Source organism: Actinomycetota bacterium (assembly GCA_040757835.1).
GTDB lineage: Bacteria > Actinomycetota > Geothermincolia > Geothermincolales > RBG-13-55-18 > SURF-21.
The window spans coordinates 90,126-103,390 of the sequence record JBFLWJ010000004.1; the positions used below are offsets into that span (position 1 = coordinate 90,126).

Annotated in this window: 16 protein-coding genes and 2 tRNA genes; 13 read left to right on the top strand and 5 right to left on the bottom strand. The window is 64.4% G+C overall.

Features of this window, described 5'->3' with window-relative positions; all coding sequences use genetic code 11:
- A partial coding sequence (locus AB1384_05785; protein MEW6553779.1) for a hypothetical protein occupies window positions 1-796 on the bottom strand: 796 nt, incomplete at its 3' end.
- Window positions 797-1,318: 522 nt separating this feature from the next.
- Window positions 1,319-1,525 (bottom strand): SHOCT domain-containing protein, encoded by a 207-nt coding sequence (locus AB1384_05790; protein ID MEW6553780.1) that lies wholly within the window; start codon window positions 1,523-1,525, stop codon window positions 1,319-1,321.
- Window positions 1,526-1,915: 390 nt separating this feature from the next.
- Here AB1384_05790 and AB1384_05795 point away from each other — a divergent pair, with 390 nt between their 5' ends.
- The 6 genes from AB1384_05795 (at window position 1,916) to AB1384_05820 (ending at window position 5,905) form a co-directional block, all read left to right on the top strand.
- Window positions 1,916-2,323, top strand: coding sequence for a PadR family transcriptional regulator (locus AB1384_05795; GenBank protein MEW6553781.1), 408 nt, complete (start codon window positions 1,916-1,918; stop codon window positions 2,321-2,323).
- 6 nt (window positions 2,324-2,329) lie between these two features.
- On the top strand, window positions 2,330-2,815 hold the full coding sequence (locus AB1384_05800; GenBank protein MEW6553782.1) for a permease: 486 nt from the start codon (window positions 2,330-2,332) through the stop codon (window positions 2,813-2,815).
- Window positions 2,816-2,840: 25 nt separating this feature from the next.
- The gene (locus AB1384_05805; protein MEW6553783.1) at window positions 2,841-3,479 is read left to right on the top strand and encodes a permease; all 639 of its coding nucleotides are present in this window, start codon (window positions 2,841-2,843) and stop codon (window positions 3,477-3,479) included.
- A 14-nt stretch (window positions 3,480-3,493) separates the two neighbouring features.
- Window positions 3,494-4,246 carry an ABC transporter ATP-binding protein gene (locus tag AB1384_05810; protein ID MEW6553784.1) on the top strand — a complete coding sequence of 251 codons (753 nt, stop codon included), beginning with the start codon at window positions 3,494-3,496 and terminating at the stop codon, window positions 4,244-4,246.
- Window positions 4,243-5,382: an ABC transporter permease gene (locus tag AB1384_05815; protein MEW6553785.1), complete on the top strand. Its 1,140-nt coding sequence runs from the start codon at window positions 4,243-4,245 to the stop codon at window positions 5,380-5,382. Before AB1384_05810 ends, AB1384_05815 begins: the two co-directional genes overlap by 4 nt.
- Window positions 5,383-5,443: 61 nt before the next feature.
- A complete protein-coding gene (locus AB1384_05820; protein ID MEW6553786.1) occupies window positions 5,444-5,905 on the top strand; it encodes a pyridoxamine 5'-phosphate oxidase family protein in 462 nt (153 codons plus the stop codon).
- Window positions 5,906-5,921: 16 nt separating this feature from the next.
- Here the strand turns inward: AB1384_05820 and AB1384_05825 are convergent, their stop codons facing one another.
- Window positions 5,922-6,878: an ROK family protein gene (locus tag AB1384_05825; protein ID MEW6553787.1), complete on the bottom strand. Its 957-nt coding sequence runs from the start codon at window positions 6,876-6,878 to the stop codon at window positions 5,922-5,924.
- Between the two features lie 198 nt (window positions 6,879-7,076).
- Here AB1384_05825 and AB1384_05830 point away from each other — a divergent pair, with 198 nt between their 5' ends.
- The 5 genes from AB1384_05830 to AB1384_05850 all read left to right on the top strand — a co-directional run bounded on the left by AB1384_05830 (window position 7,077) and on the right by AB1384_05850 (window position 10,691).
- Window positions 7,077-7,601, top strand: coding sequence for a C-GCAxxG-C-C family protein (locus AB1384_05830; GenBank protein MEW6553788.1), 525 nt, complete (start codon window positions 7,077-7,079; stop codon window positions 7,599-7,601).
- 87 nt (window positions 7,602-7,688) lie between these two features.
- Window positions 7,689-7,782: transfer RNA gene (locus tag AB1384_05835), tRNA-Ser, on the top strand.
- 41 nt (window positions 7,783-7,823) lie between these two features.
- Window positions 7,824-7,900 (top strand) — tRNA-Arg (locus tag AB1384_05840).
- A 158-nt stretch (window positions 7,901-8,058) separates the two neighbouring features.
- Window positions 8,059-9,006 carry a HEAT repeat domain-containing protein gene (locus AB1384_05845; protein MEW6553789.1) on the top strand — a complete coding sequence of 316 codons (948 nt, stop codon included), beginning with the start codon at window positions 8,059-8,061 and terminating at the stop codon, window positions 9,004-9,006.
- Between the two features lie 122 nt (window positions 9,007-9,128).
- Window positions 9,129-10,691, top strand: a complete 1,563-nt coding sequence (locus AB1384_05850; GenBank protein MEW6553790.1) for an FAD-binding oxidoreductase — start codon at window positions 9,129-9,131, stop codon at window positions 10,689-10,691.
- 72 nt (window positions 10,692-10,763) lie between these two features.
- Here AB1384_05850 and AB1384_05855 read toward each other — a convergent pair whose 3' ends face one another.
- On the bottom strand, window positions 10,764-11,108 hold the full coding sequence (locus AB1384_05855) for a hypothetical protein (GenBank protein MEW6553791.1): 345 nt from the start codon (window positions 11,106-11,108) through the stop codon (window positions 10,764-10,766).
- A complete protein-coding gene (locus AB1384_05860; protein MEW6553792.1) occupies window positions 11,087-11,698 on the bottom strand; it encodes a GTP-binding protein in 612 nt (203 codons plus the stop codon). Before AB1384_05860 ends, AB1384_05855 begins: the two co-directional genes overlap by 22 nt.
- Window positions 11,699-11,866: 168 nt before the next feature.
- On the opposite strand from AB1384_05860, the gene AB1384_05865 reads away from it, so the two are divergent.
- Together AB1384_05865 and AB1384_05870 are read left to right on the top strand one after the other, a co-directional pair.
- Window positions 11,867-12,610 carry a GntR family transcriptional regulator gene (locus AB1384_05865; GenBank protein MEW6553793.1) on the top strand — a complete coding sequence of 248 codons (744 nt, stop codon included), beginning with the start codon at window positions 11,867-11,869 and terminating at the stop codon, window positions 12,608-12,610.
- 10 nt (window positions 12,611-12,620) lie between these two features.
- Window positions 12,621-13,262, top strand: a complete 642-nt coding sequence (locus tag AB1384_05870; GenBank protein ID MEW6553794.1) for a cobalamin-dependent protein — start codon at window positions 12,621-12,623, stop codon at window positions 13,260-13,262.
- Window positions 13,263-13,265: the final 3 nt, after the last annotated feature.

Here is a 13,265-nt window from a genome sequence, read left to right on the forward strand (position 1 = left end):
AAGCGGTGCGGATGCCCACCCCGTCCGCGGTCCACTGTGGGGTGCCGGACGCGTTTACCCGCTGGGCATAGATGTCCCATTTCCCGGAGCGGTAATCCTGCCAGGTGATGATAGCCCCCCCGGAGCCATCCGAGGTTATCTGCGGGTAATCAGTGCTGCCTGCTGCTGCGGTGCGGATGCCCACCCCGTCCGCGGTCCATAGCGGGGTGCCGGACGCGTTTACCCGCTGGGCATAGATGTCCCATTTCCCGGAGCGGTAATCCTGCCAGGTGATGATAGCCCCCCCGGAGCCGTCCGGAGTTATCCGGGGAAACTCGGCGCTGTTTGCCGCGGCGGTGCGCACCCCCACTCCGTCCGAGGTCCACAGCGAGGTGCCGGACGCGTCCACCCGCCGGGCGTAGATGTCGTACTTGCTTCCGGAGCGGTAGTCGTGCCAGGTGACGATGGCTCCCCCGAAGCCGTCCGGAACTAACTGGGGTGAACCGGCAGTGTTTGCCGCAGCGGTGCGGATACCCACCCCGTCCACGGTCCACTGCGGGGTACCTGATGCGTCCACCCTCTGGGCGTAGATGTCATTGATCCCACGGCGTCCATCCTCCCAGGTGATGACGGCCCCGCCAGCCCCATCCGAAACTATCTGGGGTGAACCGGCACCGTTTGCCGCAGCGGTGCGGATGCCCACCCCGTCCGGTGTCCATCTCACCCCGGCCGCGCACTGGGGTGCCCCGAGCAACATGGACAAGAACAGGACCAGGGAGAAGAGGAATAGAATGGACCATCTCGACGTCGTCTTCATGACTGCCTCCTTTACAGGGTCACGGCATATCGGCATCTCCGCACGGTGCGCAATACGCAGCGAGGAGACTTCCAGCCGGCTTAAGAACGGTCATACATGAAAAGGGGGATAGAGGCGCCATGCACGAGAGCATAAGGTTCAACCCCTTCCCCTCGGGATACCCACAGGAAGCGCGAAACAGCCGTTCGGTGATCTTTGAAAAGCCCTAGGTTTATTATACTCCGGGAGCGTGTCTCCGCTACCAGGGAGCCTCTTCGGTCAGAATGTGGGAGCATACGGGGAAGTTGGAGTGTGAAAGGGTCACCGGGCTCTCCGTCGTGTCCGCGCGTCCGGGTCACTCGAACGTAGGGGGTCGATCATCCGGGCCCGACGCCAGGCGTTATGGATATGGCCTCGGCCGCCTATGCCGGGGAAGGGAGCGTCGAGCCCTTTGTCGTACCCCGTCTGTCTGGTCACCTGACTCAGGGTTCGTCTTCGGGCCCGGCGCCAAGCGTTATGGGTGTGACCTCAGCCGCTCAAGCGTCAGCCGCCGAGGTCTTTCTTGATCCTCTCGAATTCCTCCTGGCCTATCTCGCCCGCCGCATACCTGCGCTGGGCGATCTCCAGAGGCGACTCCTTGTGGTCCGGGGCCGCATAGGCGGCTCCGTCGCCGGAGAATTGAGAACCCCGGAAGAGCAGGTAGACAACTGCGACAACGAGCACCAGTCCGGCCAGCATCATCAGTCCCATCCAGATCCAACCTCCCGTTCCCCAATGGGAAACACCTTCCGCACAATCGGCCAATAAAGACAGTAAAGCAACCATCTTGCATCACTCCTTGCCGGCCATCTTCAAGGTGATCATAGCCCACCGTTTAATGGCTTCATACGTCTTCACCTCCAATCATGAACGGCTCATGCGGGGATGTTCATGAGAACCGTCAACCGCAGCGTGGTGGGGTATGTGCCGGATCATGTCTCCTGTTAAGGGCCGTCCTTGCGGGAAGTCCCGCGAGACCTTGGACCCCGGCATCATCACGCGCTCTGGTCAAACGGGGACCCGGGGGTTGACAATCAAGTATATGCATATTACAGTTAGATGTATATAAACATATAGATGTGAACAGCAGGGGTGAGAGAGATGGCCAGAGGAACGGTAGGGAATAAAGCGGCTAAGAGCAGGGGGCCAGACCTCGCCGACCACGAGCGTTTCGTGCGTGAGGGACCCCAGAAGAGGTTCATCGAGCCCCGGCTGCTCTACCTCATAAAGCAGAGCCCCGGTTACGGTTACCGGCTCACCGAAGATATCGGCAGGCTCCCCTTCCCGGGACCCACCCCCGATTCCGCGGCCGTCTACCGCGCCCTGCGGGACCTGGAGAAGGAAGGCCTGGTGCGTTCAGCTTGGGAACACGGTGAGGCGGGGCCGTCCAAGCGCGTCTATTACCTCACCCCCCAGGGCGAGGCGAGGCTTGAGGTATGGGTGGCGGCCTTCAAGGAGAGGGTCGAGATGCTCAACTCCTTCATCGCGCTGTGTGAGAAGGAGAGGTGAGCGCCGATGTCCATCACCGCCATCGTCGTCAATGCTTTTGTTGCCGTCTGCCTGGCGGTATCCCTGGCCAAGAGCCGGGAGAAGACACGCACCGCCCTGCTCATCGCGTGGAACGGCACGAAGAGGATGGCACCCAGCGTGCTCGCGGTCATCGCGATCATCGGGATCATCGTGGGATTCATCCCGCCCAGGTGGATCGCGGCCGGCATCGGGGGCGACAAGGGAATACTGGGGGTACTCATCGCCGCCGTCCTCGGGTCCGTGCTCTTCATCCCGGCTATCATCGCCTTTCCCCTCGCCAAGTCCCTCCTGGACATGGGGGCCGGCATCATGGCCATGGCCGCCTTCATCACCACCCTGACCATGATCGGCTTCGTCTTCCTCCCCGTGGAGATCAAGGAGCTCGGGACCAGGTTCGCCCTGCTGCGTAACGGCCTCAGTTTCGCCGCGGCCCTGCTCATCGCGGTGATCATAGGCCTGGTACTGGGCTGATGGGCTGGAGTGGAGGTGACGGAAGATGAAGAAAGAGATGCAAGAGCAAGGGGCGGCGCCCAAACTCCCCCTGCGCAAGAGGATCAAGTGGGACAAGACCGCCATGGTCGTCTTCGCGATAGTCCTCTTCGGCCTCGCCATGGTCTTCCCCGACAAAGGGGAGAAGGCCCTCGACATCTCGTGGGAGTTCTTCAAGGAGATGGTCTTTATCCTCCCCGCGGTGATGGTGCTCATGGGGATCTTCGGCGTCTGGGTGGAGAGAGAGGTCGTGGTTAGGTACCTGGGCAAGGGCTCGGGGGCTTCCGGCCTGCTGCTCGCGATCCTCCTCGGCACCCTGCCCACCGGCCCGCTCTACGTGGCTTTCCCGCTGGCGGCCATGCTGCTCAAGAAAGGCGCCAGGGTGGCCAACGCCATGCTCTTCCTCTCCTCCTGGGCCTGCATCAAGCTGCCCCTGGAGCTCATGGAGCTGCAGTTCATGGGCTGGAAGTTCACCCTGTTGAGGTTGGGACTGACGGTGGCCGTCCTCATCCCCATGGCGCTGCTGGCCGAGGTCCTCTATCACCGCGGCGACCAGGGAGGTATACAGCCGTTCGGTGAGGAAGAAGTTGAAGCGGTGGAGGAGACGGTGGGACTCGAGGTTCCCCAGCCGGGCGCGGGCTCATGAGCCAAGGAGAGAAGATGGAAGGGAATGGTAACAGCTACATGGTGGAGGCCAGCGGCCTGGTCAAGCGGTACGGTAGCTTCACCGCCGTCGACGGCCTTGACCTGCGGGTGAGGAGAGGCGAGATCTACGGCCTGCTGGGCCCCAACGGGGCCGGCAAGACCACCACAATCAAGATACTGTGCGGGCTGCTGAGGATGAGCGGCGGGGAGGCACAGGTGGGCGGCAGGCGGCTGCCCGACCACCGCGCCGCCGCGGAGATAGGGTACATGCCCCAGGAGACCGCCCTCTACCTGGGGCTCACCGTCCACCAGAACATGGCCTTCTTCGGGGAGGTCTTCAAGCTCTCCAGGCGGGAGATAGAGGAGAGAGAGAAGGAACTGCTGGAGTTCATCGGCCTGCCGGAATGGAGAAACGAGCTGGTGGGCAACCTCAGCGGCGGCATGAAGCACCGCGTCTCCCTGGCCTGCGCCCTCATCCACCATTCCCCGCTCCTCCTCCTGGACGAGCCCACCGTGGGCGTGGACCCGGAGCTACGCGTCTCCTTCTGGGAATACTTCAACCACATCAAGGGCGAGGGCAGGACCATCGTCATCACCACCCACTACATGGACGAGGCGGGGCGCTGCGACCGCATCGGGTTCATGCACAACGGGCGCCTGGCAGCCGAGGGCGAACCGGGAAAACTCCTGGAGATGACTGGCACGCACAACCTCGAGGACGCGTTCCTGAGTTTCACCGCCGGAAGCAAGCGGGAGGTGGAGCCATGAGAAAGCCGGCTTTCCTCACCGTCACCAAGCGGGTCTTCCGGGACCTCAAGAACGACAGGCGCTCCCTCGCGCTCATCGTCATCGCCCCCATCTTCGTCATGTTCGTGTTCGGCCTGGCCTTCGGAGGCGGAGTGAAGAACGTCAAGGTGGTGGTGGTCGACCTCGACCAGGGCGCGGCCATGGGCGGCGCGGGCACCGTGTCCCTGTCCGAGAAGATCATCTCCAACCTCGATACCGAGGTCATGAAACTGGAATTCCTGGACGACCGCGACGCGGCGCTGGCGATGGTGGAGGACGGCGACGCATACGCGGCCATCATCTTTCCGCCCGACTTCACCGCCGACGCCGTCTCCAGCATGAACGGCCTGGCGGGGGAAGCGTCCGCCACCATCGAGCTGCAACTGGATAAGAGCAACATCAACGTGGCCAACGCCGTCACCAAGGCGGTGGCCGACGCCCTGGCCGCGACGGTCGAGCAATTGGGGGTGAAGATGCCGGTCACCGTAGACACCGTGGCGGTGTTCGGCGAGGGCGCCGAGTTCATGGACTTCTTCGTGCCCGGCATCATGGCCTTCGCGGTGTACATGATCACCACCCTGCTCACCCTGGTAACCTTCGTGGGGGAGAGGACCTCCGGCACCCTGCAGCGCATGCTGGCCACCACCCTGAAGGAGCGTGACATCGTGCTGGGCTACGCGGGCGCATTCAGCCTCATCGGCATGGGCCAGGCCCTGCTGCTGCTGCTCGTCGGCATCCTGGTCTTCGACATCTCCGTGGTGGGCAACGTCTTCCTGGCCTTCCTGGTCATCGCCCTTCTGGCCGTGGTCTCCCAGGCGCTGGGGATACTGCTCTCGAGCACGGCCAGGCGGGAGGCCCAGGCCATCCAGGTGCTGCCCTTCGTGGTCCTGCCCGCTTTCCTGCTCTCGGGGATCTTCTGGCCCATCGAGGCCATCCCCGCCTGGCTGCGGTCCCTGTCCTACCTGGTCCCCCCCACCTACGCGGTGGACGCTTCGCGCGCGGTCATGCTCAAGGGCTACGGCATCGGGAAGATCTGGATAGACATCGTGGCCCTGCTGGCCATGGCGGCGATATTCCTGACCCTGGCCGTCCTCTCCCTGAGGACCCGGAAGGACTGACGAGAGCAAGCAGGAGCCGTTTCAAGGAGTCGTTGGCTGTCTGAGGGAAGGGGTACGCGATATGCGCAAAAGAGAAAAGGAGATAACGGACCCCGCTGTCATCGAGGAGGTCATCAACCGGGCGTCCGTCTGCCGCATCGCCATGTGCGACGGCGGCAAGCCTTATGTCGTGCCCATGAATTTCGGGTACCGGGACGGACGCGTCTACCTGCATGCGGCCCGCGAAGGAAGGAAGCTGGATATCCTGCGCGAGAACAACCACGTGTGTTTCGAGGTCGACGTGGACCACGAACTTGAGACCGCCGGCCATTCCTGCGGTTACGATATGAGGTACCGCAGCGTCATCGCCTTCGGGAAGGCCTTCCTGGTCGAAGACGATGATGAAAAAAGGCGCGGTCTGGACGCCATCATGGAGCATTACGGAGAAGAAGGCCCGCATCTCTACAGGGAGAAGAACCTCTCTCTCACCCAGGTCATCCGCATCGATATCGAGGAGATCACCGCCAAGGCCAACGGCTATTGACCGTCCCCGCCGCGGCTCAGCTCCGCCCCAGGTTCTCACGGGCGAGGATGGCCGCGCCCAGCATACCGCCGTCCTCCCCCAGGGTGCCGGCGAGGATGCGCGCGTGGTCGCGGCTGATGGCGATGGCGTTGGCATCGAAAGAGGTGCGCATGGCCTTCTCCATGTGGTGGAAGCAGCCCAGCAGGCCGCCGCTGAGGGTCACCGCGTCGGGGTTGAAGATGTTCACCAGCGAGGCGATGCCGATTCCAAGGTACCACCCAGCCTGCTCGAGGATCTCTATCGCCAGCCCCTCGCCCGCGTCGGCGTGGCGGCAGACGTCCTCGGCGCTGAAGACATCGGGAGCGGCGAGGAGATCCTTCACCAAGGGTGACTCGTGCCCGACGGCGGCCATTTCCTCCACGCGGCGGTGGATGGCGACCCCGGAGACCATGGCCTCCAGGCAACCCTTTGCGCCGCAGTTGCAGGCCGGGCCGTTACCGCAGACGATCATGTGTCCCAGCTCGGCGGCTGCTCCCAGGGCGCCGCGGTAGACCTGCCCGTCGATGATGATGCCGCCCCCGATCCCCGTCCCCAGGGTGAGGTGGACCAGGTAGCGCGCGCCGCGGCCGGCTCCCATGCGCGCTTCGGCCAGGGCGGCCGCGTTGGCGTCGTTGTCCACGCAGACGGGCAGGCCGAAGCTCTCTTCCAGGATGTCCCTGACCTGGGCGTCGCGCAGGGGGTGGTTGGGGGCCTCGGTGACCACGCCGCGCTCGAAATCCACGAACCCGGCGATGCCCAGGCCCACAGCTTCAACGGTGATACCCACGGCAGAAGCCTTCTCCCGCAGCCGCCCGCACATCTCGAGGAGCCCCCGTATCACGCTGTCCTGGGAACTCGTGTCCGTCGCCAGGCGGATCCTCTCCACGACGTCCTCGCCCTCGAGCACCATCCCCGCCGTCTTGGTCCCGCCCAGGTCTATCCCGATGACCGCCAAACCACCCTCCTTAGGGGGTCACGCCCGGAAATCGGCCCGGCGACGCCCCCTCACCACCTGTCCACCCGCTTATCAACCTTTATATCACCGCCTCTCGCGGGCTAACAACTGCGGGGGTGAGCCTGGAGGCGTGATGACCACTAATGAAAGTGCATATAGAATGGTCGGTGTCGCTGGATTCATACGGAAGGGGGAGATATGGCGGAAAAAGACGGCCAGGCCATGGTGGAGGATGCGGCGCGGCTCGCCGAGGATTATGAGCGCAGGTGCACGGGCTGCGCGCAATCCGTAGTGGCGGGGCTGCTGGATGCCCTGGGAATCGAGGACCAGAACGAAGGGGTTTTCCGCGCGGCCAGCGGGCTGGCGGACGGCATCGGCCTCACGGGTGACGGTTCCTGCGGCGCCCTCACCGGCGCCTGCATGGTCTTCGGCCTCCTGTACGGGCGGGAGCGCAAGGACCACCAGGACATGATAAAACCCATGCGGTCCTATCTCATGTGCAAGGAGCTGCACGACGATTTCACCGCGCGCTACGGGAGCTGCCGCTGCTTTGACATCCAGGAGAAGCTCATGGGGCGCACCTACAACATGTACGACCCCGAGCAACTCCAGGAAGCCTTCAAGGACGGCATGATGGACCACTGCTCGAAGGTAGTGGGCGAAGCGGCGCGCAAAGCGGCGGAGCTGATCCTCGCGGAGAGGGAGAAGGACGCCCAGGATTAGGGGTCCTGATCGGAACGTCGCTGGAAAGCGCCCGCAAGCCCATTTATAATGTTTAGGCGCCCATGCGGGGCGGTATGTTTCAGATATGGAAGGGTGTCCGAGTCTGGCCTAAGGAGCACGACTGGAAATCGTGTGGGTGAGGAAACTTGCCTCGAGGGTTCGAATCCCTCCCCTTCCGCCAGGAAATCGCGTCTAGGCGCTGTGATAGAATGGTATTTGCACGCGCCCGTAGCTCAATTGGATAGAGCGACAGACTACGGATCTGTAGGTTGGGGGTTCGACTCCCTCCGGGCGTGCCACATGAAACAGCAGGTCAGGAAGCTTATTTCCTGGCCTGTTTTCGTTGTGGCTCGAACCCTGATGCTACCACCGGCCATATCGCGGACGTGTCATTGTTTTATCGGTGCACGCCTGAACGGGAGACACAAGGGAATAATTACAGCGGGAGGTGATGAAGATGACCGCGAACCACGGAGAAGAAGGATGGGCCGAACTGAGACAGAGGCTCGAAAGCGACGATCCCGAAACGAGGCAGGTTGCCGTGAGGACCCTTCGGAACATAGGGGGCAGTGAGGCCATAGAACTGCTGATAGTATGCCTGCAGGACGAACATGACCGTGTGAGATGGGACGCGGCCGACGCCCTGCTCGCCGTCGGCGATGACGTGGTGGAACCGCTGCTGCGATCGCTGGACACGGAGAAGAACAAGTACGCCCGGGCCGAGGCGGCGGGGGTCCTGGGCAGGATGAAGGACGCGAGGGCGATAGACGCCCTGATCGAGTGCATGAAGGACGATGACGGCAACGTGCGCTGGATCGCCAGGGTGGCACTCGTCGAGATCGGGGAGCCGTCCGCCCTGCACCTCATCGACGTGCTGGACGACCCCGGCATACGCGTGCGCAAGCGCGCCCAGAGGACGCTGGTGCAGATGGACGAAGCCGCCGTCAACGCCCTGATAAGGTCGCTGGACGATGACAGGCTGCGCGTGCGGCAGGGCGCCCTGGAGGCCCTGGAGACCATCGGCGAGCCGGCGGTACTGGCCCTCCTGAGGACCCTGGAGACGGGCAGCCCGCGCGCCCGCTGGAGGGCCGCGGAAGCCCTGGGGAGGATAGGCGACGCGAGGGCGGTCGCACCCCTCATCCGGGCGCTGCACGACAGCACCCTCGATGTCAGGTGGAAGGCCGCGGAAGCCCTGGGGTCCATCGGGGACAAGCGGGCGGTGGAAGCGCTCATCACCGCCTTGGGCGACGGTGAGAAATACGTGCGACAGGGAGCGGCGAGGTCCCTGGGAAAACTGGGAGACGCGGCGGCCATAGAGCCCCTTTCCCGCGCCACGGAGGACGGCGATCCCGACGTAAGGGAAGCGGCGGCGAAGTCGCTCAAGCGGTTGAGGTTCTCCATCTGAGCGAACCGCCCGGGCGGAAGTGTCGCACCGGCAGCAGAGCGATCAAAACGGTTATAATCAAAGCGTGGCCGATATCGCCTGCCTCCACGCCGTGGTGGGCACGATCAAGGAGAGTAGCGGGGATGCAGGGGGATGCCCTCTACAAGGACCTGGCGGAAGCGGTGGGAGAGGAGAACGTCTCCACCGAGCCGGGCGTCCTCGACGGCTACGCGTTCCAGAGCTTCGGCAACATCGGCGATTCCCTCCCCTGGATCCACCGGCCCGTGGCCGTGGTCCTGCCCTCCAGCGTCGAGGAGGTGCAGGCAACGGTGCGGGCGTGTGGCCGCCACGGGTGCAGGATCAAGGCCTTTTCGACGGGCTGGGGGGCGCACGGGGGACCGGGCGGGGACGGCGTCGTCCAGCTCGACCTGCGCCGCATGGACCACATCCTGGAGATCGACGAGAAGAACGCCTATGCGGTGGTGGAGCCGTACGTCATCTGCGCCCAGGTGCAGGCGGAGGCGCTCAAGAGGGGGCTCAACCTGCACATCATCGGCGCCGGCTGCGGCACCTCGCCCCTGGCCAGCTGTACCTCCATGGACGGCACGGGCTGGACGGGCCTCTCCACCGGCTACAACTGCCGCAACGTGCTCGGGGTGGAATGGGTGCTCCCCGACGGCGAGGTGCTCAAACTGGGGAGCCCCGGCAGCGGCACGGGGTGGTTCTGCGGGGACGGCCCGGGGCCCTCCCTGCGGGGGATCATGCGCGGACTCTTCGGGGCCCGCGGCGCCCTGGGGGTGTTCACCAAGTGCGCCATCAAGCTCTACCCTTGGAACGGGCCGCCGCGGCCCGAGATAGGGGGCACCCTGGCGGACCTCGAGGCCGCCATCCCCGACAACTTCAGGATATACATGTGCCTCTTCCCCTCCTTCGAGGCGTACGCGGACTTCGCCTACGGCATCGCGGACGCGGAGATAGGCTTCATGATCTGCAAGAACTCCATCGGGCTCGTCCTCTCCATATTCGTGCCCAGGCTGCTGAAGAAACTGGCGTCCGCGCGCAACCTGAGGAACGCGCTCGGCGCGGCCGAGCACATGTTCCAGTTCATGATCGCGGCGAACTCCCCCGGGGAGCTTGCTTACCAGGACGAGGTGCTGCAGAACATAGCGGCCTCCACCGGCGCCGTGCTGATCGACCTCAGCCTGGCGCCGGGCTTCGGAGGGGCGGTGTGGTGGGGCCTGGTTCGCGGTGCCCTGCCGCCGCTCTCCTTCCGCATGGGGGGGATGATGGGCACCTCCTTCGGGACCTGCGCCGCCTTCGACAACTGCGTCAACCAGTCCCGCGCCGGCGCCGAGCTGAAGCGCGCCTACATCGAGCAAGGCAAGCTATATGACGACCTCGCGGACAACGCCTGGGGAGGCATCTACGAGAGCAGCGGGCTCTACGGCCACCAGGAGGAGTTGATCCTCTTCGACCACCGCGACCCCCTCCACCGGAGAGGGGTGGCGGAGTACGGCATCGAGGCGGCCGAACTCATGCGGGACGAGCACTACGGCGTCGGACTGGGCGCCTTCATGCTGGACGCCGGGGCCCGGGACGGTATCTTCGGGGCGTCCACCTGGGACTATCCCTCCTGGCAGAAGAAGATCAAAGAAGCCTTCGACCCCGAAGACCTGGGGGACGGCCGCTTCTATTCCGCTGATTGATAGCGGATCGCAAAGGCTCGGCGCAAGGCTTTCCGGCTTTACGCCTCCTGCCATGGCGCACATCCACCGCGTTCACGGGAGATACTCGCCCAGCGACCCCGAGAGCAGCCTGGCGGCCTCTTCTTCACCGATGCCCGCCACGATCGCGGTGATGCTCAAGGTAAGACCAGCCTGTGCTGCCAGCGGCCCTCCTTTTATCTGCGGCTCCGCCTCGAGGGAGGTGACGCTGAAGAAGAGCGGCGACGGCCCGCCGTCCTCCAGCATGCCCTTGATGTGGCCCACCATGGTGCACCCACCTTCCCGCAGCGCCTGGACCAGGGAACCCAGGAGGCCGCGCAGGGCCTCCTCGGGAGAACGCACAGATGCCGGGGATGCCTCCCTGCGCGCCGAGACGGTCACGAAGTCGTGCGCATCCATACCCCCACCTTCTCGGCCACCTGCTCGAGGTTGCTGCCGTGCAGCGCCGAGGCCTTGATCAGTCCGGCCCGGGGGTTCAGCTCCGCCAGTCTCTCCTCCAGGGCACGCACCAGTTCTTCGCCCCCGCTGTCGGTCTTGTTGAGCACCACCAGGTCGGCGCGGCTGACCTGGTTGATGACGAAGGGCATGGGCTCCTCCAGGTAGAGCTCGTGGCGCTCGAGGTCCGCCAGGGTGATGACCAGCACGCCGTCCACCTCGCGGCAGTACCTGTCCAGGGTCTCGAGGATACTCTCCACCTTGGCCAGCCCCGATGCCTCCAGGATGACCGCGTCGGGCGCGAGGGCGGCGGCGATCTCCCGCAGGGTGACCACCAGGTCGCCCGCTAGCTGGCAGCAGACGCAGCCGGAGAAGAGCTCCCTCACCTGCAGGCCCTCAGCCTGGAGCAGGGCGCCGTCTATGCTTATCTCGCCCACCTCGTTCTCGAGGACGACGAACTTGTGTTCCCCGCCCGCCGTGAGCAGGCGCACCAGCCCCAGCAGGAGGGTGGTCTTTCCGGAGCCGAGAAACCCGGAGATGATGATCAGTTTCATCACCGTTTCCTTCTCTCTGCCAGCCATGAGACAAAGACGAGATCATTATAACCGGCCTCTGGGGCCATTCAGGGCCTTTGTGTTCTGGCCCCTTGCCGCCCCTGCCAACATTCTGTATACTTGTATATACAAGTATGGTCGTTTATGCAACAGGACCCGGGAGCGCCCTTGAACAAGCGGCTCGAAATAGACACGGATTCCTTCACCCCCGCTTACTTCCAGCTCGCCCAGATCCTGCACCGGGAGATCATGGACGGCAGCCTGCGCTCCGGTGACCGCGTGCCCAGCGAGAACGAGCTGAGCGAGGAGTACGGGCTGAGCCGCATGACCGCCCGCAAGGCCATCGGCCTGCTGGCGGAGAAGGGCGTGGTGCGCAGGGAGAAAGGCAGGGGGACCTTCGTCAGCCGGCCGCGCACGGAAGGCGGACTCTTCCACATCCCCGACTTCCATAACGAGATGAGGATGCAGGGGCTTTCAAGCGACGTCAGGCTCCTGGGGGTGAGGGTGGTCCAGGCTGGCAAGGTCCCCGCCGCCATGTTGGGGGTGAGGAAGGGCGAGAAGGTCATCTACCTGGAGAGGGTGCTCGAGGGAGGGGGGGAACCCCTGGTGCTCGACCGCAAATACTTGCTGCTCTCCAGTTCGCAGCCCCTGCTCGAGTCCGAGTTGGGCCACGGCTCTACCGCGGACCTCTTCGCGGACATCCCGGAGATGGCCCCGGTGCGGGCCGACCTAAAACTCTCCGCCACCACCCTTTCGACCCGCGAGGCCCAACAGCTGGGCGGCAGGAAGGGAGCGCCGGCTTTCTGCATGGAACAGGTGATCTTCGCCGCCAATGACAAGCGGGTCATCTGGGGATGGCTGATATTTCGCGGGGACAAGTTCAGCTTCGAGTCTTCAAGCCTGTTGTTATGAGGTGATGCGCATGGATGAGGACGAGACACTCGTAAGAGCCATGGGTGACCTGGACGAGGAGGGGGTGATCGCCGGCGTGGAGAGGATGCTCTCCGCGGGCACCGCTCCGCTGCACATCGTCGAGCTGTGCCGCAAGGGCTTCGAGATCGTGGGGAAGCGTTACGAGAACAGGGAGTACTTCCTCTCCGGCCTGATCATCTCGGACGACATCTTCAGCAGCGTCCTGGATCTCCTGGAGCGCTCCGGTTGCCTCCGTCCCCGCGAGGAAGAGGCGTTGTGCAAGGTGGTCCTGGGGGCTCCCCTGGGCGACGTGCACGACATCGGCAAGGGCATCGTCGGCCAGCTCCTGCGCTATTCCGGCTTCGAGGTCATCGACCTCGGCGTCAACGTCAGGCCGGCCGGGTTCCTGGAGGCGGCCGTGGAGAGCGGCGCGAGGATAGTGGGGATAAGCACGCTTATCACCGTGGCCTACGAGTCCCTGCGCGAGACCGTGCTCGACTTCGAGCGCGAGGGCCTGCGGGACGAGGTGAAGATCATGCTGGGCGGCGGGGCGGTCTCGCAGCGGGTATGTGAGTACGCGGGCGCGGACGCCTGGAGCCGCGACGCCGCGGACGCGGTCAAATACGCCAGGGCTTTCACGGGAAAGGAGTGATCG

Coding starts and splice junctions, on each gene's coding strand:
- AB1384_05800 (MEW6553782.1), top strand. CDS start 2,330: ATGTCCATCACCGCCATCGTCGTCAATGCTTTTGTTGCCGTCTGCCTG.
- AB1384_05830 (MEW6553788.1), top strand. CDS start 7,077: ATGGCGGAAAAAGACGGCCAGGCCATGGTGGAGGATGCGGCGCGGCTC.
- AB1384_05855 (MEW6553791.1), bottom strand. CDS start 11,108: ATGGATGCGCACGACTTCGTGACCGTCTCGGCGCGCAGGGAGGCATCC.
- AB1384_05805 (MEW6553783.1), top strand. CDS start 2,841: ATGAAGAAAGAGATGCAAGAGCAAGGGGCGGCGCCCAAACTCCCCCTG.
- AB1384_05870 (MEW6553794.1), top strand. CDS start 12,621: ATGGATGAGGACGAGACACTCGTAAGAGCCATGGGTGACCTGGACGAG.
- AB1384_05815 (MEW6553785.1), top strand. CDS start 4,243: ATGAGAAAGCCGGCTTTCCTCACCGTCACCAAGCGGGTCTTCCGGGAC.
- AB1384_05790 (MEW6553780.1), bottom strand. CDS start 1,525: ATGGGACTGATGATGCTGGCCGGACTGGTGCTCGTTGTCGCAGTTGTC.
- AB1384_05850 (MEW6553790.1), top strand. CDS start 9,129: ATGCAGGGGGATGCCCTCTACAAGGACCTGGCGGAAGCGGTGGGAGAG.
- AB1384_05810 (MEW6553784.1), top strand. CDS start 3,494: ATGGAAGGGAATGGTAACAGCTACATGGTGGAGGCCAGCGGCCTGGTC.
- AB1384_05795 (MEW6553781.1), top strand. CDS start 1,916: ATGGCCAGAGGAACGGTAGGGAATAAAGCGGCTAAGAGCAGGGGGCCA.
- AB1384_05820 (MEW6553786.1), top strand. CDS start 5,444: ATGCGCAAAAGAGAAAAGGAGATAACGGACCCCGCTGTCATCGAGGAG.
- AB1384_05845 (MEW6553789.1), top strand. CDS start 8,059: ATGACCGCGAACCACGGAGAAGAAGGATGGGCCGAACTGAGACAGAGG.
- AB1384_05860 (MEW6553792.1), bottom strand. CDS start 11,698: ATGAAACTGATCATCATCTCCGGGTTTCTCGGCTCCGGAAAGACCACC.